General features: G+C 56.5%; 17 protein-coding genes. 10 read left to right on the top strand and 7 right to left on the bottom strand.

What is annotated here, in order from left to right; translation table 11 throughout:
• Nucleotides 1-873, top strand: an 873-nt coding sequence (locus QM579_RS06870; protein WP_414998432.1) for a triphosphoribosyl-dephospho-CoA synthase, incomplete at its 5' end; no start/stop codon positions are given.
• A gap of 102 nt (nucleotides 874-975) precedes the next feature.
• Here QM579_RS06870 and QM579_RS06865 read toward each other — a convergent pair.
• The 5 genes from QM579_RS06865 to QM579_RS06845 are packed head-to-tail and all read right to left on the bottom strand — an operon-like array spanning nucleotide 976 to nucleotide 6,619.
• A complete protein-coding gene (locus QM579_RS06865) occupies nucleotides 976-1,614 on the bottom strand; it encodes an ABC transporter ATP-binding protein (protein WP_414998431.1) in 639 nt (212 codons plus the stop codon).
• A complete protein-coding gene (locus QM579_RS06860; protein WP_414998430.1) occupies nucleotides 1,611-2,387 on the bottom strand; it encodes an ABC transporter permease in 777 nt (258 codons plus the stop codon). Before QM579_RS06860 ends, QM579_RS06865 begins: the two co-directional genes overlap by 4 nt.
• Nucleotides 2,377-3,453: an ABC transporter substrate-binding protein gene (locus QM579_RS06855; protein WP_414998429.1), complete on the bottom strand. Its 1,077-nt coding sequence runs from the start codon at nucleotides 3,451-3,453 to the stop codon at nucleotides 2,377-2,379. Before QM579_RS06855 ends, QM579_RS06860 begins: the two co-directional genes overlap by 11 nt.
• On the bottom strand, nucleotides 3,450-4,535 hold the full coding sequence (locus QM579_RS06850; RefSeq protein ID WP_414998428.1) for a class I SAM-dependent methyltransferase: 1,086 nt from the start codon (nucleotides 4,533-4,535) through the stop codon (nucleotides 3,450-3,452). Before QM579_RS06850 ends, QM579_RS06855 begins: the two co-directional genes overlap by 4 nt.
• Nucleotides 4,536-4,537: 2 nt before the next feature.
• Nucleotides 4,538-6,619 carry a TonB-dependent receptor gene (locus QM579_RS06845; RefSeq protein WP_414998427.1) on the bottom strand — a complete coding sequence of 694 codons (2,082 nt, stop codon included), beginning with the start codon at nucleotides 6,617-6,619 and terminating at the stop codon, nucleotides 4,538-4,540.
• Nucleotides 6,620-6,741: 122 nt separating this feature from the next.
• On the opposite strand from QM579_RS06845, the gene QM579_RS06840 reads away from it, so the two are divergent.
• Nucleotides 6,742-7,671 carry a helix-turn-helix transcriptional regulator gene (locus tag QM579_RS06840; protein WP_414998426.1) on the top strand — a complete coding sequence of 310 codons (930 nt, stop codon included), beginning with the start codon at nucleotides 6,742-6,744 and terminating at the stop codon, nucleotides 7,669-7,671.
• 161 nt (nucleotides 7,672-7,832) lie between these two features.
• On the opposite strand, the gene QM579_RS06835 is transcribed toward QM579_RS06840, so the two are convergent.
• The gene (locus QM579_RS06835; protein ID WP_414998425.1) at nucleotides 7,833-8,276 is read right to left on the bottom strand and encodes a hypothetical protein; all 444 of its coding nucleotides are present in this window, start codon (nucleotides 8,274-8,276) and stop codon (nucleotides 7,833-7,835) included.
• Between QM579_RS06835 and QM579_RS06830 the strand changes: the two genes are divergently transcribed.
• On the top strand, nucleotides 8,263-8,847 hold the full coding sequence (locus QM579_RS06830; RefSeq protein WP_414998424.1) for a GNAT family N-acetyltransferase: 585 nt from the start codon (nucleotides 8,263-8,265) through the stop codon (nucleotides 8,845-8,847). The two genes, QM579_RS06835 and QM579_RS06830, sit on opposite strands and share 14 nt — an antisense overlap.
• 344 nt (nucleotides 8,848-9,191) lie before the next feature.
• Here QM579_RS06830 and QM579_RS06825 read toward each other — a convergent pair whose 3' ends face one another.
• The gene (locus QM579_RS06825) at nucleotides 9,192-9,887 is read right to left on the bottom strand and encodes a translation initiation factor IF-2 (RefSeq protein ID WP_414998423.1); all 696 of its coding nucleotides are present in this window, start codon (nucleotides 9,885-9,887) and stop codon (nucleotides 9,192-9,194) included.
• A gap of 404 nt (nucleotides 9,888-10,291) precedes the next feature.
• Here QM579_RS06825 and QM579_RS06820 point away from each other — a divergent pair, with 404 nt between their 5' ends.
• The 7 genes from QM579_RS06820 to QM579_RS06790 form a co-directional block, all read left to right on the top strand.
• Complete coding sequence (locus QM579_RS06820) at nucleotides 10,292-12,355, top strand: elongation factor G (RefSeq protein WP_414998422.1); 2,064 nt, start codon at nucleotides 10,292-10,294, stop codon at nucleotides 12,353-12,355.
• A 318-nt stretch (nucleotides 12,356-12,673) separates the two neighbouring features.
• Nucleotides 12,674-12,922 carry a helix-turn-helix domain-containing protein gene (locus QM579_RS06815; RefSeq protein WP_414998421.1) on the top strand — a complete coding sequence of 83 codons (249 nt, stop codon included), beginning with the start codon at nucleotides 12,674-12,676 and terminating at the stop codon, nucleotides 12,920-12,922.
• 384 nt (nucleotides 12,923-13,306) lie between these two features.
• Complete coding sequence (locus tag QM579_RS06810; RefSeq protein WP_414998420.1) at nucleotides 13,307-16,069, top strand: ABC transporter permease; 2,763 nt, start codon at nucleotides 13,307-13,309, stop codon at nucleotides 16,067-16,069.
• 137 nt (nucleotides 16,070-16,206) lie between these two features.
• A complete protein-coding gene (locus QM579_RS06805; protein ID WP_414998419.1) occupies nucleotides 16,207-17,199 on the top strand; it encodes a 4'-phosphopantetheinyl transferase superfamily protein in 993 nt (330 codons plus the stop codon).
• Nucleotides 17,200-17,525: 326 nt separating this feature from the next.
• Nucleotides 17,526-18,833, top strand: coding sequence for a tRNA (guanosine(37)-N1)-methyltransferase TrmD (gene trmD / locus QM579_RS06800; RefSeq protein ID WP_414998418.1), 1,308 nt, complete (start codon nucleotides 17,526-17,528; stop codon nucleotides 18,831-18,833).
• A 76-nt stretch (nucleotides 18,834-18,909) separates the two neighbouring features.
• A complete protein-coding gene (rplS, locus tag QM579_RS06795; RefSeq protein ID WP_183717307.1) occupies nucleotides 18,910-19,257 on the top strand; it encodes a 50S ribosomal protein L19 in 348 nt (115 codons plus the stop codon).
• A gap of 159 nt (nucleotides 19,258-19,416) precedes the next feature.
• A partial coding sequence (locus QM579_RS06790) for a ribonuclease HII (RefSeq protein ID WP_414998433.1) occupies nucleotides 19,417-19,887 on the top strand: 471 nt, incomplete at its 3' end.

Below are 19,887 nucleotides of genomic sequence, written 5' to 3'. Positions count from 1 at the left end.
CCGGGGCTGGTCTGCCGCAACAGCCAAGGTTCGCATAGCGATATGGATTACACCACCTTTGTGCGCAGCGCCCTTGCCTTGCAAGGGTATTTTTCTCAAGCGCATGCGCTGGGCACTGCCACAACCGCACTGGAACCGTTTGCTGTATTTCCCCGCCTGCGGGCTCTGGGCCTCAAGGCCGAGCAGGATATGTTCGCGGCCACCAACGGCGTAAACACCCACAAAGGGCTGATTTTTTCTCTCGGCCTGTTCTGCACTGCCTTGGGAAGGCTTGGCAGCGCCACAAACATTCAAAAACTCTGCCACACGGCAGCCTCATTTGTGCAGGGCATCACCGGAACAGACATGGCTGCCCTGCCCTGCGGCCCTCAGGCGGCGCAGCAGATCATACCCGGATTTTGCCCTGAAAAAGCAGCACACACCCGGCCCAAAGCCATGCGCCCCCTGCTGGAAAATGGTTTGCAGCGCAACCTGACCCCCGGCGAAGTCATTTATATCATGTATGGCATGCACGGCGTGCGCGGCGAAGCGGAACAGGGTTTTCCCGGTGTGGCCCTTGCCTGTGAAAGTCTGGGGCGGCATGGCGCTGACGTGAATATGAACAGGGCCACAGTCCATACTTTGCTGGAACTGCTTGCGCATGTGGAAGACAGCAGCCTGCTCTGGCGTGGAGGCGGCAGGGGATTTGCTTTGGCCAGAGCCTACGCTGCCGCAACCCTGGCTGCTGGCGGGCAGGATACCGCTGCTGGCCGCCATATGCTCAACCGCATGGGTGCGGCCTTTGTGCGCCGCAAGCTCAGCCCCGGCGGCTGTGCCGACATGATCGCCACCGGAATTTTTCTGCATTTGTTACGGCGGCATGGCGACTGCTAAAATCCTGCAAGCCTCAAGCTATCAGCCATATGCGTTGCTGATTATCCCGGATGCCGGACAGTGCGTGCCCGCAGGAACACGTTTAGCGTGCGTGCGAACGACTCATAACAACCTGCCTTGCTCAACGGTCAATGCGCCGTGTTCCAGCCTGAATTGCACACTGGCGTGCCGCAGAATGTCATGCTGGTGGTGCGCCACCTGGACCACTGACATGCCTGCCCCGCTCTGCCCGGCCTGCACCAGTCTTTCAATCAACGCTTTCATGTCTTCACGCAGGGCACCATCCAGTCCTGTAAACGGTTCGTCAAGAATGAGAAGATCGGGACGAACCGCCAGAGCGCGCGCAAGAGAAACCCGCTGCCGCATACCGCCGGACAATTCCCCGGGCAACAGAGATGCGGCGTTTGCCAGACCAACGGCTTCCAGCATTTCAAGGGCGTACCCCTTCATTTTTGGATTTCGCTCGTCGCAGGGCAGCAGAACATTTTGCAGGGCCGTGCGCCACGGCAAAAGGCGAGGTTCCTGAAAAACAAAACCCACTCGGCGGGCATTAAGTTCCACCCTGCCCTCCTGCGGGCGCAGTAGCCCCGTCATAACGCGCGCCAACGTAGACTTTCCCGTGCCGCTTGGCCCGGTAAGCACCACGCACCTGCCTGCATCAAGCGTAAAATTGACGCCGCGCAGCACCGTGTGTGGGCCGAAGCAGTGCCCTACATTACAAAGTGTGAGCAATGTGGTCATGGCCTGCCTCCGCAGCTCAGCTTGTTGCGCAGGCAACGCAGAAACGTGGCTTCAATGGCGCTGACCAGCAGCATGCTGACCAGGGCCACGGCATACAGCATTGGCGTGTTCAGATCCGCCCGCGCCAGCGCCAGCGTATAACCCAACCCCTGCGAAGCGCCCAAAGTTTCCCCCAGAATAGCCACGCGCATGCCGCCGCCCAAAGCCACCACGCAGGCAGACACCAGAGGCGCTGCCACCGCGGGCAAATAGAGTTCTGTGAACCGTTTACGCAAAGTAACCCTGTAAGCGCGCGCCATTTCGCAAAGAGCCGGGTCAACAGCGCGCAGCCCTTCCTGAAGTGCCATATATATGGTGGGGGCACATGTGAGCGCTACAATCAGGATAATCATGCCCGATCCCAGGCCGCACCACAGCATGGCCAAAATAACCAGCACCACACCCGGCACGCTTGAAAGCACCCAGCGAAAAGGCAACAGCATGAATCCGGCCTCTGGAAAAATTCCAGCTGTCCAGCCCAGCAGCCCTCCAGCCAAAAATCCCAACGCGAACCCCACCAGCACACGGCCCAGGGTTGGCAGCATGCCGTGCTTCCAAAACCACGGCTGCGCAGCCAGATCGGCAAGTGCAGACCAGGTTTCCAGAGGCGAAGCCAGCGCCAGCCCACCGCCACGTGCCGCGGCCCATTGCCATGCGGCCAGAAAAAACACTACTCCGAGCAGACGCCACAGCAGATTGTTGCTCTGTTTCATGCCCCGCAGATTATTCTTCATGGCCCATATCCCAAAAATCATTCGCAGGCAGGTTGCCGCCCACAGAAGCCGGGGTCAGCTCCATCAGCCGTTGCAACATAAAAAGCGCGGCCTTCTTTCCCCTTTCGCCCACAAGAACTGATGAGGACAGAAATGACAGCCCGTCATTTGAGTTGCGCTCAAGCACGGCGCTTAATTCCGGGCTATATTTCCTGGCTGCAGCAAGGCTGGCCTGTGGATTTTTTTCCATATCGCGCATGCCTTGGACAAAACTTTGCCGCAGCAGCGAACGCAAGGCCGGATCATGCGCTGTTGGCCCTACGGCCATAAAGCACGCCGTAGGCATGTCTGTGTAGTCGGGAAAGGTTGCGGCCCACACTTCACGCAAGTCCAGCAGACGAACAATGCCCCCTTCTGTAGTGGCCAACGAGGCGGAAGGCTCCGGCAATAGCGCCGCGCCGCCTCGCCCGAGCCGCAGCAGGTTGACGGCTTCCAGAGCACTGCCGCAGTGGCGCAGGGGACAATCGTGGTCACCCTGCGCCGCCAGCACGCGCAAGGCCAGTTCAGGCATATTGCCCGGGCCGAACGGCAACAGAATTTCCCTGTCGAGCAGCCGCCGGAATGTGTCCAGCGGTTGTTCGCCCTGGCGGACAAGATCAGACGGGCCCACCAGCCACAGAGGCGCCGCATAGGCCGCCAACACCACGCTGGGCACGCCGCGCTTTGCAAGAACCGCCGCTGTGGGCAAAGCCGCCACCACGGCGTCCACCTGCCCGTTGGCCACAAGCGCACGTAACTGCTCGGGCGAACGCCACAAGCTGAAAGAAGCCTCTACCCCGGCCTGTTGAAACAACGGGCTTTCTCCCGCACGCAGCAGAGGCAAGGCCTGCGAGACCAAAGGCGCAGCCAGCCGCAAATGCTTTTTCTGACGCGGCCCTGTATTTTCTGCCAGACTTGGCGCATCTGTGGAGCCAGCATGGCCTGCTGCGTCTACCTGGCCTGCCGGAGCTGCCGCAAATGCCAAAGCCGGGATGGCCCATACAGCCACAAAAATCGCAAATGCCGCCAGATGCATCAGTGCTTTCATGCGTCACCGCCCTTGTTGGCCCCGCACGGCTTTTGAAACACTTCCATATCTGCCTCGCCAAACAGCATGGGGATGGATTGCACCCGGATGCGTTCCAACCCTGCCTCTGCTGCGGCCGTGGCCATTTGCCCGTACCTCAAAGACACATCCTGCCCTTCCATCGCCAACGAAAGGCGCGAAAGAACCAATACCGCCGGAGATACACCCTCGCGCACGCCTTCATGAACGCTTACAAACAGGCCGCCGGGGCGTAGCGCAGCGCACACCCGCGTTAAAAACTCGTGCAGATCTGTGGCGTAGTACAGGCTTTGGCAAGCCCATACCAGATCGTAATCATGCCCCAGCGCAACCGTATTGAAGTCACCGGGGCGCAGCACTACACGCCCGGCCATGCCGCTGGCTTCAGCCTCGGCTGTGGCCGTATCCAGCACCGCAGAAAAATCGCAAAGAGTGACATGCAAATTTGGCAAAAGCGCCGCTGTTCGCAACGCCGTGATCCCCGGCCCGCAACCCAGATCCAGCATGGACGAAAACTGCTCCGCGCCGGGTAGCTCAGTAATCAGCCGGGCCAAAGCATTGGCCGCACCTGCTTTTTGATAGGCAGCAAGGCCAGCCAGCGAACGTTTCCAGTGGCTCTCGTCACGCAGCATGATTTCGGGTTTTATCCCGCTTGCCACTGCATCAGCTTCCCCGGCAAAAAGCCGTTCGCGCAGGCAGGCCAAGTTGCGATGCTGCATGCCAGTCAGCGAAGCGACCAGGTCCCCCAGAAAAACAGGCGATTCCTTGCGCAGATATTCTTGGGCAAAATGGCTATTGCTGTAAGCGCCGTCATTTTTGCATGCCAGACCTGCAGCGACCATGCCGTCCATAAGGCTTGCCAGACGGGATTCGTCTGCCGGGCGGCCGCAGTTTTTTTTCAGGCAAGCCGCAATGCCGGACAGGCTGCAAACATTTGCCAATATGTCAGGCAGTTCCAGTTGCAGAGTCAGGTTGAGCAGTGCCATACGCACCGGGGCTACCAGCCAGTCAGACAAAGAGCCGAAAGGCAGTTCGCCCAAAAAGTTCTCGTGGTGGGTGGTCATGACTAGAATCTCCAGCCCACAGTGACACCAAAGGTCATAGGAGCGCCGTCTTCCACAATGGTCTGGCCGCTGCTGGCCAGCTTTTTGGTGGCATAGCGGGCATCCATAATATTTTTGCCCCACAGCGAAACGTCCCAGTTGTCGCCGTGGTAGCCGACCTGCGCGTTGATGGTCTGATATCCGGGATCGCTGAGATTGTTCTCAGCATCGAAATACTGCTTGCCCGCGCCGAACAGATCCACCTGCGCAAACAGGCCCGTTTCGTGCGTATAGCCAACCCCTATATTGTAGGTCAGGTCTGGAGCCCAGGGCAGGCGCTTGCCGCTGAAGTCCTTTTTTACGCCGTTGACGGTGGTGGTCCAGTCGTCAATGATTGAGCGGGCGTAACCTACGCCGCCGCGCAGTTCCAGACCCGCAAGCGGATACGCCTTCAACTCGGCCTCAAACCCTGATGAATGCGCCTGTGCCGAGTTGGTGAACTTCCAGGTGCCAACACCGCCTGTGGGGTCTTCTTCGCGCACCTGTTTGTCACGGATTGTGGAATAAAAAGCGGATACATTGGCCAGCAGCTTGTCGTTCAGCCAGTGCGTTTTCAACCCTGTTTCATAGTTGGTGCTGTACTCTGGCTCATAGTAAAAATTGCCCCGGTTGCTGGCGGAAAATATATTGAATCCGCCGGGCAGATAGCCCTGCGACCAGGAAATATAAGGGGTAATATTGGTTGTGGCGTCCCACGAAAGTGATGCCATAGGCAGCAGTTCCGTAAAGGTCACATCCTTGGTGTAACGACGGCGCACGGCCAGTGTATTGTAGGACTGTTCGCCGTTAAGGCGCGTGTTTTCTGCACGCAGGCCCACGGTCAGCCGCAGTCCATCCACAATTGACCACGTGCCCTGACCAAAGAGCGCCTGTGTGTCGCTGGTGTAGTCCGTATGCAGGTACGAAGTTGCCACGGCACGCTGCATCAGGCGGTCCATGTCTGTTTTTGTTCTTGAAGCTCCAATGAACGTGCCCGTCACCCACGAAAGACGGGACTTGCCCACTGAGGCCAACCGCAGTTCCTGAGTAAAATTGCGCTGGTCAATCTTCATGTCTGAAACCCCAGTGGGAAGCGGGGTACGGTCGATGTCGCTCTTCATATCATAGTTATAGGCCATATAGCTTGTTATGGACGTAAGCTTGGCCGCATCGCCCGTGTAGCTGGCTACCAGCGCTGGCAGGGTGAACGTTGCGGAAGACGAATCGGCGGCGTTGGAGCGCACCTCCCACCTGTCAGACCGGTAGGGGCCAGTGTCCATCCGCATGGTCCCCACGCCTACATCCTGACGGGAGGCATCCACTGAAAGACGCAGATCAACCTTCTCCGTGGGGGTCAGGCGTAACATGCCGCGCCCGGAAGTGGCGTCATTTCGAGCGGCACGAGTGCTGTCCTTATACAGATTGTCCACATAGCCATCGCTTTGGTGGCGTAAAAAACTGCCGGAAAAGTAGACCTTGTCTTCAAGAATCGGCGCCGAGGCTGACGCTCCCAGCCGATAGGTGTTGTATGTGCCACCCTCTGTAAAAATATGCGCCCGAACATCATTGCCGGGCACCCGCCGCACCAGATTGACCACGCCGGATTCACTGTTCTGCCCGAAAAGGGTTCCCTGTGGGCCGCGCAGAACTTCAGCGCGCTCCATATCCATAAGATAAAGGTTCTGCATGTAGGAAAGCGGATAAGGTATTTCATCCACATACAACCCGGCTGGCGATTGCAAGGCCGTGTCCCACGTGGAAAACCCGCGAATAACAATTTCATTGCCCGAACTGGTGCTTTTCATGTGCACGTTGGGAAAAAGACGGGTCGCGTCTTTCAGCGTTTGGGCTGCGCTGTTTTCCAGGTCAATATCCGTGGCGGTGGAAATGCTTGTGGCAATGTCCTTGACCTTCTGCTCTCGCTTGGTGGCCGTAACGGTGACGGTATCCAGCGTGTAATCAGAAGTTTTTGGTGTTGATTCGGCTGATACCGTCGGCACCGCAGTTACCGACGTTACACCCAGGCACAGCGTAAAGGCTGCAAGATACAGGGTAAAGTTCCGCATGGTGGTTAGTCCTGCCTGCTAGTTGAAATTGAATGTACTTTTCAATACACTCCACACAACAAGAGGGCTAACCCTTCAAGGGTCAAAAACTATCCCCAGCGGGGAACAGGTTTTCGTGCGCAATGAAGCATCATCCAGATACAGCGGCTTTTGCCGCTTCAGACGTGTACCGCATGACGGGCACCACGCCTCTGGCGCTCAAGCCGGGGCTGGCGCTGCAGTTCGCTCACGTGCCTGCGGTGGTGCATTGCCAGTCAAAGTTTGCCATTGAGCATTCGCCCGTGATTTTCGGCTTCATGCTGGCAGGATTGAACTGCTGCCGCTATGTGGACGGCGCGTTCAGGCGCACCCAGTGCATACACACAGGCGGCAGCAACCGTATCACCTATTTGCCGGAAACCAGCGGTATACTGGACTGCAAAGGCGGCATGCAGCGGTTGAGCATTCTGGTCGCACCAGAATTTATTGAAGAATATCTGGAGCTGGAACAGGCAAAATTGCCCAAAGGACTTGCAGACGCCCTGTCTGGCAAAAAGTCGGCCTTTCAGTGGACAGGCAGGCAATGCCCGCAAAAAATGCGCATTGTGGCTGACGTTCTGGGGGCAGCGTACGCCGGACCGCTGCGCAGGATGCAACTGGAGGCGCGCACGCTTGAGCTCATCGGCATGCAGCTTTCAGAATATCTTTCTACCGGTTCGCCCCAGCCCGTGACAAAGATTGCTGCTTCGGACGTGACCCGTATCAGGGATGCCAGAGAAATTCTGCTTCAGGACATGGAAAATCCGCCATCCATAAATCAGTTATCTAAAATGGCAGGAATAAACGAAAAGAAACTGAAGCACGGTTTCAAGCAGGTTTTTGGCATGCCAGTATTTGAGTATTTTAGAAGCTATCGGCTGGAAATGGCGCGGGAGCTGCTGGCATCAGGCATAATGAGCGTCACGGAGGTAGGCATGCAGATCGGCTATCAAAGCCTGAGCCACTTTAGTGAGGAATTTAGAAAGAAATTCGGGGTGACGCCCAAGAAATTTCAGGGCGGAGGAAAGCGGTAAAAGACTGCCGCGCTAGCACCGCCTCATAGCAGCAGGAAGCACATCTGGATGTGGACTTAAAAAACCACAAACAGCGTCTCTGACCAAAAACAGAGTGTGAACTCCAGCCAAAAGAGCATGAACCGCCCTCTGCCCACCACACCGAAAAACGCCGCAATCCCCTACCCCAATGGGATAAATAAACCCTGTCGCACTCCAAAAAAGACAGCGGGCGCAGCAGCCCGAAGTGGTTCAGTCTGAGTGCTCTTTTTTGCAGGCTTCACAATAAAAGCGATTCCACATAGCATGTCCCCGCGCCGCTGCGCAGTATCTTCGTATCGCGTCAGAGCTTTTAGGAAACCACTGATTAAAGAGCCTCTTGGAAACGCGCAGTTGTTTCGTTTGGCAAGGCGCGATTTTTTTTTGAAGCAGGAGTGGACTCTTCCGTCCTCGGCTGTTTCAAAAAAAGTAAGGCAACGCCGCCAAACGAAATAAATCAGCGCTTCCCTAGATTTTCCAAAGTTTAAATACTCTGACCACGTTATACCAGCCATGCGCGGCCACGCCTTTACCTGCTGGCCGCACGGCAGCACTGCTGCGGCATTTTCAGTAATGGAGAACTTCACGATGGCCTTAAGATTTGCCACCCTCGCAGACAGTCGCAACCTTTTAAAAATTTATGCCCAGTATATGACAACGCCCATCACTTTTGAATGCGTGCTGCCGTCTGAACAGGAGTTTTCAGATCGCATTGCGCACATTTCCAGCTCTTACCCCTACCTTGTCAGTGAGGAAGACGGTCAGATTACCGGATATGCCTATGCCCACAGGCATATGGAGCGTGAAGCATACCAGTGGAACGCCGAGCTTTCGGTCTATCTGGATATGAAGGCCACTTCAAAAGGACTGGGCAAGCGGCTGTACGGCGTGCTCATCAGCATTCTTACGTTGCAGGAAGTCAGAAACGTGTATGGCTGCGTAACCCTGCCCAATGCCAGAAGCGAGGCTTTGCACAAATCATTGGGATTCCGCACTATCGGCGTCTACAGCAATGCCGGATACAAAAATGGTAAATGGCATGACGTTGGCTGGTTTGAAAAATCTATTGCCGCCTACAACTCTCCCCCAAATCCCTTTGTACCTGTGAGCAGCCTGCCGCAGGAAGATTTGTTGAAAATCATGACGCGCACGTTGTAGTGCTTCTTATACGGTGATTGTGCCCTTTGCCAGCAACACGGTGCGACAATGTGTATTACAACAGCATCAGGTTAAGCTTCTTTGCAACTTGATTTCAGCGTAGCCGTCACGACATGCCATATTAATGCCCGCCAACGACATCAGCGTAACGTAACTTTAGGAATTAACATTTCAAGGTATAAAATACGCCTGTTTTGCCGATTACCAGCACAAATACTTGACAAAAATACATCAGCGCTGTTTTCAGCCGCAGCTTCTTGCCTTACAACGGTTGAGGTTGCGTTTCTGCCTTTTCGGATGGCTTCTGCCCACGCATCCGCCGGACAGTTCCAAGCGAAAAAATTCTAACGGCTACCGAGCTTGAGTGGCGGGGGCGGGGGACTTTTTTTGCGGGCAGTGGCGCTTGGGCCACGAGAGCGGGAAAATCGCCGGGCAAGATGCTCTTTTTCCGGCGGCACGATTTGCAGCGAATTCGTTGCGGCATCGCCGCCTTCCAGACTGGAGGCTGCGGGCAAGTCCAATACTCCGGGCGTGTGTAACCCAGATCCAGAAGAAATTCCGCTGCGCCGCCGCAAATGGTTATGCAGTGCGCACATGAGCCGGGGAAGATCTGCATACTCCTCATGAACGCCAGCGCCGTACAAATGCCAGCGGCCCTGGCCGTGGGCTACCTTGCGCACGGCACGCAGCTGACGCTCGCGCATGATCAGGCTTATGCGCCAATCGCCGTCGGGCGTGCGCAGCATCAGGGCCTTTTCTCTGGCCGTGCCATTACCTTGTTTCACAACTTCAAGCCAGAATCCAGAAGGATAGTCTGCCAGGCGCAACATGTCACGCAGGCCTGCCAGGGCGATGTACAGGTGTTCGCTGGAAGGCATATTTTTCTGGTCCTGGCGAACCTGCTCTTCCATAGTGCGGATACGTTCATCACACAGGGCGCGTTCGTCCTCCAGCGTGGTTATGCCGCTCTTCATAAGGCGTATGCAAAACACCACCACTACCAGCAGCACTATGCCTGCTGCTATCCATTCCCAGGGCATATATCCTCCACCCGGGCCAGAGCCCGGTTTATCAGATAAAGTTTCACAGCAGCAGTGCCGTCTGTCAAGACAGCCACAAGGCATTTTATAGGCAGCCAGATCTCTAAGCTTGTCCGGCTCTTCCCTTTTTTTAGTCAAGTATGTATCGTGGAAAATAATAGCATATGGAACGCACGTTTTTCCCAAGAGCCTTCAAGGTTCCGCAAGCGGAAAATACCCGCAGGCCGCCGCAGCCCGGCGGCCCGTTCCGGAAATTCCGCCTGACGCGGCCACGCGGAAGCATGCCTTCAAGGCTGCCCTCTGTGCCCGCCTTTCTCTATGGGAGCGTACGTTCCTTCCCCTGGTTTCGTTCACCCGGCTCGCGCCGCACGCGCCCGCCACATCGCTTACTAAGGGAGAAAACCATGCCTACCCCACTGGAAATGCAACGTACCTTTGCACTCGTCGGCACTGGCGGTTGCGGCAAAACCTCTCTGGCCGAGATGCTGCTGTTTAACGCTGGAGCTGTCACACGCATGGGCGCCGTTGAAGACGGCACCACAAATCTTGATTACGAGCCTGAAGAAATTCGTCGCCGCGGCTCGATACAGCCCGCATGCGCCACCTACGTGTGGAATAAAAACCGCCATTTCCTGATGGACATTCCCGGTGACGGCAACTTTACCGGTGATATGGAATGCCTGCTCAAAGGCGTGGACAGCGTGGTTTTCGTGCTGGACGCGGTGGATGGAGTGCGCCCCCTGGCAAAAAAATTCTGGAATATCGTGCGTCAGGCCTCGCTGCCTGCCATAATCGTCATTAACAAGCTTGACCGTGACCGCGCCGATTTTCAGATGACCTTTGACAGCATTTCTGCTTTGGGCATCAAGCCTGTAGCCTTGCAGGTTCCTATTCGCCAGGGTGAAAATTTTCTGGGCGTGGCCGATGTACTTTCCGGCAAGGCCCACATGTTCAAGAGTGACGGTGCTTCCGTAGAAGCAGAAATTCCCGCTGGCCTGACCGATGATGTCAGCCTTCTGCGTGAACTTACAGTAGAAAACATCGCTGAAAGCGATGAAGTTCTTATGGAAAAGTACCTGGAAGAAGGCAGCCTGTCTCTGGAAGACCTGCACTACGGCCTGCGCTCGGGCGTGGTCAAAGGCGATCTGATTCCCGTACTGACCTGCTCTGCTCTTGAAAACAAGGGCGGGCACGCCCTGCTGGCCGCCATTGAAGCTCTGCTGCCGTCCCCGCTGGACCGCCCCGCCTTTGAGGGCAAAGACGATGCCAGGCGTTCTCCCGATCCAGACGGCCCCGTGGCCTGCTTTGTTTTCAAAACACTGGCCGACCCCTTCGCCGGGCAGTTATCTCTTCTGCGGGTTCTTTCGGGCACCATCAATGGTGACGTGAACCTCAAGAATATGCGTAATGAAGAAAATGAGCGCCTGGGCAACCTGCTTTACCTGACAGGTAAAACCCAGACGCCTTGCAAGGAACCTATAGGCCCCGGCGCCATTGTAGCCGTAGCCAAGCTGAAAAATACCCGCACTGGCGACACGTTGTGCGACGAAAAGGCTCCCTTTGTGCTGCCCATGCCGCAACTGCCGCCCCAGCTCATCACCTATGCGCTGGCTCCCAAGGAAAAAGGCGAAGAAGACAAGGTCTACGCGGCAATGCAACGCCTGCTGGACGAAGACATCACCCTGAAACTTGGCCGAGATGAAGAAAATGGCGATATCCTGCTTTCAGGCATGGGGCAGCTGCATATCGAACTTTCCGTTGAAAAGGCCAAACGCCGCTTCAAGGTAGATATTGTACTCAAAACGCCCAAGGTTCCTTACCGTGAAACCATACGCGGCAAATGCCAGGTACAGGGCCGCCACAAAAAACAATCCGGCGGGCGCGGCCAGTTTGGCGACTGCTGGATAGAAATGGAAGGCCTGCCGCGCGGTTCGGGCTACCAGTTTGAAGACGCCATTGTAGGCGGCGTTGTGCCCCGTCAGTATATCCCCGCCATTGACAAGGGTGTTCAGGAAGCTGCCGCGCGCGGCTTTCTGGCTGGCTGCCAGGTAGTGGATTTTCGCGTAAGAGTTTACGACGGCAGCTACCACACGGTGGACTCTTCTGAAATGGCCTTTAAAGTGGCTGGCTCAGTGGCGTTCAAAAAAGCTATGGAAACCCTTAAGGCTGTGCTGCTGGAACCTATTGTTCTGCTGACGGTTTCTGTGCCGGACGAGAGCATGGGCGACGTCATCGGCGACCTTTCTTCCCGCAGAGGCAAGGTGCTTGGCTCTGACTCGCAAGGCGGCAGCACCGAAATCAAGGCGCACGTTCCCATGAGCGAAGTGCTGCGCTACGCGCCTGACCTGCGCTCTATGACAGGCGGACAAGGCTTTTTTACTATGGAGTTTGCCCATTATGAAGAAGCGCCGCAGCCTGTGGCAGAAAAGGTAGTAGCCGAGTACCAGGCGGCAAGAGCAAGCGATTAGCCATTTTTTACAAACAGACTCCACAATTCCACTGTAGCCGGAACCCCAAAGGGTTCCGGCTTTTTTTAAATTTGTCTGTTATATATTTAGCTTGCAGATAATCATACTTTTTATTATCATATAACAATTATAGAAAACAAAACATTATTTGCCCTTTTTAGTTGCAATTCTATAGTTGGAGTTCATGAGGTCATAGCCAGGCTATCAACGCCTCGCATTATTTCTTAGCAACTTGATATGAAATAATCACAAATTGACTTACTGATTTTGTATGCAATCGCATACTCAATTTAGTCATAAAAGTTATACACCTAGTACATGCAAATTTTACCTGGGCTGAATACAGCTATTGCCAAGACTGTACGCAATGTACGCATGAAAAGTGGGCTGTCGCAAGAACAGTTCGCCGACTTTGCGGGCTTGTCTCGCGTTTATATCGCGCAACTGGAAACTGGCGAGCGCGGGGCATCGCTCAACGCGCTTATCCTTATTGCCCGCTCGGTGCGTATGACGGGTGCAGAACTTGTCATGCTCATTGAAGAAGAACTTAAATATTTTTCCCGCTGATCCCGCCTTTACAGACCTCACGCGCCACACCAGTGGATTTGCATATTCTCCGCCACAGGGCTGCCCACAAGAGCAATTTACTCGACCTGAATCCAATTCTTTGATAACCATTACCCATACCATCTACCACGCCTCACGGCGCGGTATTCCGGGCTCTTTATAAAAACTGGCCTCCGCTGTCTTTAGAGTAGATCAACTTTGAAATGCTTCATATTTCAAAGTTGTCATTCTGCCAAAAATTGCATTTCCCGGCAGAATTCATGCCACGTTGTGGCGCATTGCACTCTCGCACAGCGCTGGAGCATTTAAACTTTTTCAAAGTTAAAATGCGCTAGCCCAATATATTACAGAAGCACGCCTTCTTTTATATAAAATGGATAATATATGCCCGCACAAACTGACAAATCTTCCTCAGATACAGCATCCGCCGCAGCCCCTTCCGTCCCCGCATTTACCTTTCGCCGCATGGCCGGCCTTGATCAGGCTCTTTTGTCTACCGATGCGGAATGGCAAAGTCTGGGCAAACTTGATCCCAAACTCTGGATGGCTCTGAGCTGCCCCATACACGGGCTTGAGTTTGACGCTCAAACCCTGGCTCTGCTGGATGCTGATAACGACAGACGTATACGCGCCAAGGAAATTCTGGATGCCGTGGCCTGGCTTTGCCAACGTATAAGCCACCCCTCTCATCTCAAGGAGCGCCGCACTGCACTTCCTCTGGATCTGCTGCGCGAGGACACGCCCGAGGGGGCAAGCATTTTGGCAGCGGCCCGGCTAGTGCTGGACAAGACCGAAGCCGCTGACAGAACGCAGATCGACCGCCACCAAACGGCAATAGCGCTCAATGCGGCAGCCGGATACGCTTTTAATGGCGACGGCATAGTGCCTTCCACCTCGGTGGACGCACAGGATGCATCAGGTGAGGCCGTTCGCCACTTTATTCTTACAGGCCTCAAGATTGTGGGCGGCATGCGTGACGATTCGGGCACGCCGGGGCTCGACGCCCCCCTTGCCGCACGGTTTCGTGAAATACTGCATGAGGTGCTTCAATGGCGGCAAAAAACGCACGAGGCAGAACTGCCATTGGGTCGCGACACTGACGAGGCCTGGAGCCTCATGCAGCGTCTTGGCCCCAAGATTGATGATTATTTCGCCCGTTGCCGCATGGCGGCCTTTGCACCGCAAACCCTGCCCGCACTCAATGAAGAAAATGAAATTGGCCTGCAGGAAAGCCCCGAGGCCAGGCTTTTTTCAATGGAGCACCTTGGCCGCCGCCCGCTGGCCAGAATTGCCGCCGGTCAGCCGCTTGACCTGCAAGCAGGAATCAACCCCGCGTGGGAAAAGGATATGCGCGCCTTCCGGCGTCTTTTCGAAGCTGTGCTGCCGCTGACGAAAGACAGCCAGAACAGTGAAAACGCTGCTTGCTCCCTTGATGAAGACACATGGCGCGCCATTCAAAACCGCTTTACCCCCTATGCCGCACTGCTGGCGCAAAAACCGGACTTTGCCCGGGCGCCGGAAGACGCTACGCCATTCAACGCACCGGGGCAGCCGCCTCTTGCGCTGGCCGCCGCTGACGATCCGCTTGGCAGGGCCTTTCTGCCCCTGAATCCCGAAGAAGTAGTAGACAAACTATCGGATGCAGATCTGGACGCGCTGCTCTCCACTGCGACTGAGGAAGCCTTTGATTCCTATATCAAACGCGACCTGGCCGCCCCCCGTATGGACGCCATGCGCGATCTGGAAAAGCTCATTCTGTTGCACGCCAATCTTTACACCCTGCTCATGAACTTTGTTTCCTTTGCCGACTTTTACGAACCCGGCAACAGGGCCATTTTTTTGGCGGGCACCCTTTACATAGACAGTCGCTCCTGCTCGCTCTGCGTACACGTTGATGATGTGGACTCCCACGTGCGTCTTGCCACGCAAAGCCATCTTTGCTTGCTCTACTGCCTGTGCGTCCGTAAAGGCTCCAACGGTGAGGAGCAGACAGCCACCATCGCTGCGGCCCTTACCGCAGGCACTGCCGACGATCTTATTGAAGGCCGCCACGGTATTTTTGTCGATAACGCCGGGCAGGTATGGGACAGCACCCTACTGCGCATCGTACGAAACCCCATCAGCCTGCGCGAGGCCATGTGGGCCCCCTATATCCGTTTCGCCAATCTTGTGGGCGGGCAGTTGCACAAGCTGGTAGCCGCCAAGGACACGGCCATAGCCAATGCGTCTTCAAAGCTGGCCGGCTCCGTGGCTGAGGGGCAACCAGAGGCTCCGGCCAAAGCCCCGCAAGCAAAGCAACCTTTTGACATTGCCAAGAGCGCAGGCATTTTTGCTGCCGTCAGCGTGGGCATAAGCATGGTCAGCGCGTCATTCACCTATATCGCCAAATCCCTGTTCTCTCTGGGCTGGTGGTGGCCTATGGCGTTGTTGTGCGTGTTCATTGTCATATCCGGCCCATCAATGGCGATGGCGTGGTTCAAACTGCGCCGCCGCAGCCTGGGACCATTGCTGGATGCCTCTGGCTGGGCCGTCAACACTGGTGCGCCTATCAACTTCACTATGGGCGGTACGCTCACCGCTGTGGGCGAAATGCCTCCCGGAGCGCAGCGTTCGCTGGATGATCCCTATGGGCTGCCTGCCCAGCTGAAGCATTCCAGAACACGCCGTATAGCCGTCAGCGTACTGGCCCTGCTGCTTCTGGCAGCCGCTGGCCTTGGCGGCTACTGGGCATGGAAGGGAGAAGCGCCATCCTGGATAAAATTCTGGCAAAATGATACGCGTGTAACCAACACCAGCGACGGCAAAGGCACAGAAAAGAGCGGGCAGCCCAATGCTGCCAAGCCAGCGTCGCCGGAAGCGCCGGGCAAGGCAGCAGACAAAGCGCAGCAAGGTAAAAACGGTGCTGCCAACGCCACTGCCAAAGAGGCTTTGCCCTCTGAGGCGAAGCAAAAAACAGGCGATCAGAGCCAAAACAGCAAAAAGACAACCGACAAGGATTCCGCCAGCACTACCGACGTTCAGCCCAAGGCAGGCGCGGCCCAAGCGCCCTCTCCCGAGGCGGCCGCCACCCCCAAGCCAGCCTCCATACTGGAAGCTTTTGCGCCAGGTGCAGGATCTGCCCCGGCCCCAAGCGCCGCCCAACCATAAGTAGAAGGCAATAAAAAATTATGGACAAAACAAGCCGGGGCGAATGTCCTCCTTCACTTCAGATGTCAGCCCATGCGCACTCCGGGCAATCATCCCCGGCGAGCGCCTTCAGCCGCGCAGAAAAACTGTATTCTGAAATGTCCAAACGCCACAGCCTTTCCCGTGAGCGATGGGGGCAGGCGGCACAGGCCGCTAAACAGGGCATTGTCATTGTGTATTCACCCGTGCCCCTGCTGGAGGGGCTGGCGTTGCAACACTGGTGTGACCGCCTGGAAGCCGCCATGGTGCCCTGGCTCAGCCCCTTGCAATTCGGGCATCTTCAGTGCTTTGGTTCCGGCGAGGCAGCGCTGAAGGCCCGGTGCAGCCGTTTGCTGGCGCGCGCCTTACTGGTACGGCTGGTCATGGCTGCGGCCCAGACTTCACAGAGCATGCAGCCAACCGACGGGGCTGACACAGCGCAGCAGAGCTCCCACGATTCACATCTGGCATGGTTGAGCCTTGAAGGTCTCGACATGGACTATCTGGGCCGTCCCGTTTTGCCGGGCTGGCATGCGGCATTCAGTCACAGCGGGCAGGTGGCTTTTTGCGCAGTTCGCTTCCTGGGGCATGAAAACAAACCTCACCAACGCCACCAACCCCATAATGCACAAGAGAGCCAGGCGCAGCAGGATTTTCGCCCTAGCCTTGCGGTTGACGCCGAATCTCTGACCAGCCTGCCCCCAGACTCTCGCGCTTTTTCCGGCAAGGAGCTGACCTCGCCCATTGAAAAAAAATTTCAAGACCGCGACGCGCTGCGGCGCTGGACCATCAAGGAAGCTCTGCTCAAATCTGCGGGGCTTGGCCTGTCGCGCGACCCGGCCCTGGTTCACAGCGGTTTTTCAGGGCAGCGGCGGGGGCTTATGCAGTTTTGCCGTGAGGGCAGCACATTTTTTTCCTCAGAAAAAAATTACTCCGACACAGCTGAACCATGTAGACAGATCGGCTGGCAGCTTGTTCCCTGTGCCGGGCACTGGTTGTGCGTTGCAGCCCCGGTATCCCCAGGCAATCCCCTTGTTGTGTCAGGCCGCCCGTTACGCGCACACTGGCGTTGCATTTTTCAGGGGCTGATTGGGTCAACCAAAGCAGATTAGCCCTGTTTTTTTCGTTCCAAAGCTGGCACTGCATCAAAAACGTAGTTTCCAGAAAAATCTTCACTATGTTGCTGCGCACGCCCGGTCATCTTCCGCCGGGCGCGCGCAGCACACCTCGGCGGACAATTTTTTAACATCTGGGCCGCACAGTTAAACTCTTTCAAATGCAGCTCTGACAGCCACCCGCAGATTCCCCGCAGGCAGGCTTGCAGCTCTGTCGGTTGGTAAAAAAGGGGCAGGCCGGAGTAAGCCTGCCCACGCTGTGCTCTGGTGTTTGCTGCAAACCTCTTCTTGCAAGGCGCGGCGTTTTACGGCACTCTCCGCGCATGCCGAGTTTTCACCTGGTTTCGCTTTTTCCCGATTTTTTTCAGTCGCCCCTGTCCACCGCTCTTATGGGCCGTGCGCGGGAGGCTGGACTTGTAAATTTTTCCTTTCATGATCCCCGTGATTTCAGTACCAGCAAACATCGGCATGTAGACGACCGACCCTACGGCGGCGGGCCCGGCATGGTCATGCAGGGCGAACCTCTGGCGGCAGCACTGCGCTCCATTGAACAGCCTGGGCGCATCCTGCTCATGGCACCCGGGGGGCGTCCCTTGACGCAAGATATGGCGCGGGAACTGGCGCAGGAAAAAAATCTGACCATCGTTTGCGGCCGTTATGAAGGCATCGACGCCCGCCTGCTGGATCTTTTTCCCATTGAACCCGTAAGTGTGGGGGATGTCGTGCTTAATGGCGGCGAAACAGCGGCTCTGGCCGTTATTGAAGCTGTTTCGCGCCTCATGCCCGGCTTTATGGGCAAAGAAGAATCGGGAGAAGACGAAAGTTTTTCACACGGGCTTCTGGAATATCCGCACTATACACGTCCGGAAGTTCTGGAAGGCCTGCCCGTACCCGAAGTGTTGCGAGGCGGCGACCATGCGCTTATCGCGCAGTGGCGGCGGCAGCAATCTGTGCAGGCAACCCTGCGCATGCGCCCCGACCTGCTTAATACAGCACCGCTGACAAAAGAAGACGTGCAGACCCTGGCTGAAATCCCGCGCGAAAGGCCGGGACGCAACCTTTCATTCTGTCTGATGCACTATCCTGTGCAGCTGGATGCAAAAAAATCCGGCGCTTCCTCTTTGACAAACCTCGACATACACGATATAGCCCGAATTTCCCGCAGCTATGCTATGGGTTCATTCCATGTGGTGACCCCCTTGCAGGACCAACTGCGGGTGCTGGATGAAATTTTGCGCCATTGGACGCGGGGCCCGGGCGGTTCAGGCAATGCCGACCGTGCGCAGGCTCTCGGTCTGGTTTGTCCCGCGGCTTCCCTGGACGAGGCGGTGGCGCATATGACCGCACGGCACGGCATCCGGCCCAGGCTGGTGGCAAGTTCCGCCGTCTGGCCCGGCAAAGGCAAAGGGCAGGCCCACAAAGGCCCGCTCATGACGCCACAGGAAGTGCGGCACTGGTGCAGCCAAGGGCCAGTCATGATTTGCCTCGGCACTGCCAAGGGGCTTGCCCCCGAAGTGCTGGAGCAGTGTGACGGTCTTATCCGCCCTGTGCGGTTTTTGGGGTATAATCACCTTTCGGTGCGCAGCGCCGCCGCGATTCTGGCAGACAGAATTTTAGGCGACTATTGCTGACAAACAGGCGGCCTGAACGCATCGGCGCCGCTACGCAACGACGCAACAATCCGCCCGGATTTGCAAGGAGTTTACGATGGATATCATCAAAAAAATTGAACGGGAAAACATGCGCATGGATGTGCCCGCGTTTCGCTCCGGCGACACGGTGAAAGTACATCTGCGTATCGTGGAAGGCGAAAAACAGCGCATTCAGGTTTTCCAGGGCAACGTCATCCGCATCAAACGCGGCACCACCAATGCCACCTTCACGGTGCGCAAGGTTTCTGACGGCGTGGGTGTGGAACGTATCTTCCCCATCAACTCGCCCTTCATTGACCGTGTGGAGCTGGTAACTCAGGGCCGCGTGCGCCGCAGCCGTCTGTACTACCTGCGCGCCCTCAAGGGCAAAGCGGCGCGTATCAAGCCGCGTGGCCGCTTCTGATAGCCAGCTGAGGCATCAGAACACATATAGCGCCTTTTTGACGGCGCGCTGTGAGATGGCGGGCAACCGCCCTCATGGCGCGCCTCTTGTGTGTTTGTCGCCCGATTTCGGAGAACGTGCGTGAAAAACCACCGCTCCACGCAGCCGCACCTGCCCAGAATGCAGGGCAATCTGCTTTTCTCCACGGAAAGCATGACGGACTCGCGCACAACTGCGGGAATTGACGAGGCCGGACGCGGCTGTCTGGCTGGCCCGGTGGTGGCATGCGCCGTTATTCTTCCCGCTGCCTATGATCTGCCAGGCCTTACGGACTCCAAGGCCTGTACGGCCAAGCAGCGTGATGCGCTTGCCCCCTGCATCAAGGCCTGCGCAGTGGGTTGGGGTTTGGGCGTCATCTGGCCGCGCCGCATCGACAGCATAAATATTCTGCAGGCAACGTTTGAGGCAATGAGCCTCGCCGTGCGCCACCTGCGCACAGCGCCCAACCTGCTACTTGTGGACGGCAACAAAACCGTGCCGGAAGCAGTGCTGGCCCGTCTGTGGACACAAAAACCTTCCGGGGAATTGCCGCCACAGCGTGCCATCATAAACGGTGACGCCATTGAACCTGCCATTTCGGCAGCGTCCATT

The sequence above is a fragment of the Desulfovibrio sp. genome, from assembly GCF_047607245.1.
In the GTDB taxonomy this organism is placed as follows: Bacteria; Desulfobacterota; Desulfovibrionia; order Desulfovibrionales; family Desulfovibrionaceae; genus Desulfovibrio.
The sequence above is the reverse complement of the archived record's forward strand: the minus strand, read 5'-3'. Positions and strand labels throughout refer to the sequence as shown.

What these genes read in the sequence shown, in the direction of transcription:
- trmD (WP_414998418.1), top strand. Translation starts at nt 17,526, where the DNA reads ATGCCGAGTTTTCACCTGGTTTCGCTTTTTCCCGATTTTTTTCAGTCG.
- QM579_RS06820 (WP_414998422.1), top strand. Translation starts at nt 10,292, where the DNA reads ATGCCTACCCCACTGGAAATGCAACGTACCTTTGCACTCGTCGGCACT.
- QM579_RS06840 (WP_414998426.1), top strand. Translation starts at nt 6,742, where the DNA reads ATGAAGCATCATCCAGATACAGCGGCTTTTGCCGCTTCAGACGTGTAC.
- QM579_RS06825 (WP_414998423.1), bottom strand. Translation starts at nt 9,887, where the DNA reads ATGCCCTGGGAATGGATAGCAGCAGGCATAGTGCTGCTGGTAGTGGTG.
- QM579_RS06805 (WP_414998419.1), top strand. Translation starts at nt 16,207, where the DNA reads ATGTCCAAACGCCACAGCCTTTCCCGTGAGCGATGGGGGCAGGCGGCA.
- QM579_RS06845 (WP_414998427.1), bottom strand. Translation starts at nt 6,619, where the DNA reads ATGCGGAACTTTACCCTGTATCTTGCAGCCTTTACGCTGTGCCTGGGT.
- rplS (WP_183717307.1), top strand. Translation starts at nt 18,910, where the DNA reads ATGGATATCATCAAAAAAATTGAACGGGAAAACATGCGCATGGATGTG.
- QM579_RS06850 (WP_414998428.1), bottom strand. Translation starts at nt 4,535, where the DNA reads ATGACCACCCACCACGAGAACTTTTTGGGCGAACTGCCTTTCGGCTCT.
- QM579_RS06830 (WP_414998424.1), top strand. Translation starts at nt 8,263, where the DNA reads ATGGAGAACTTCACGATGGCCTTAAGATTTGCCACCCTCGCAGACAGT.
- QM579_RS06865 (WP_414998431.1), bottom strand. Translation starts at nt 1,614, where the DNA reads ATGACCACATTGCTCACACTTTGTAATGTAGGGCACTGCTTCGGCCCA.
- QM579_RS06860 (WP_414998430.1), bottom strand. Translation starts at nt 2,387, where the DNA reads ATGAAGAATAATCTGCGGGGCATGAAACAGAGCAACAATCTGCTGTGG.
- QM579_RS06815 (WP_414998421.1), top strand. Translation starts at nt 12,674, where the DNA reads ATGCAAATTTTACCTGGGCTGAATACAGCTATTGCCAAGACTGTACGC.
- QM579_RS06855 (WP_414998429.1), bottom strand. Translation starts at nt 3,453, where the DNA reads ATGAAAGCACTGATGCATCTGGCGGCATTTGCGATTTTTGTGGCTGTA.
- QM579_RS06810 (WP_414998420.1), top strand. Translation starts at nt 13,307, where the DNA reads ATGCCCGCACAAACTGACAAATCTTCCTCAGATACAGCATCCGCCGCA.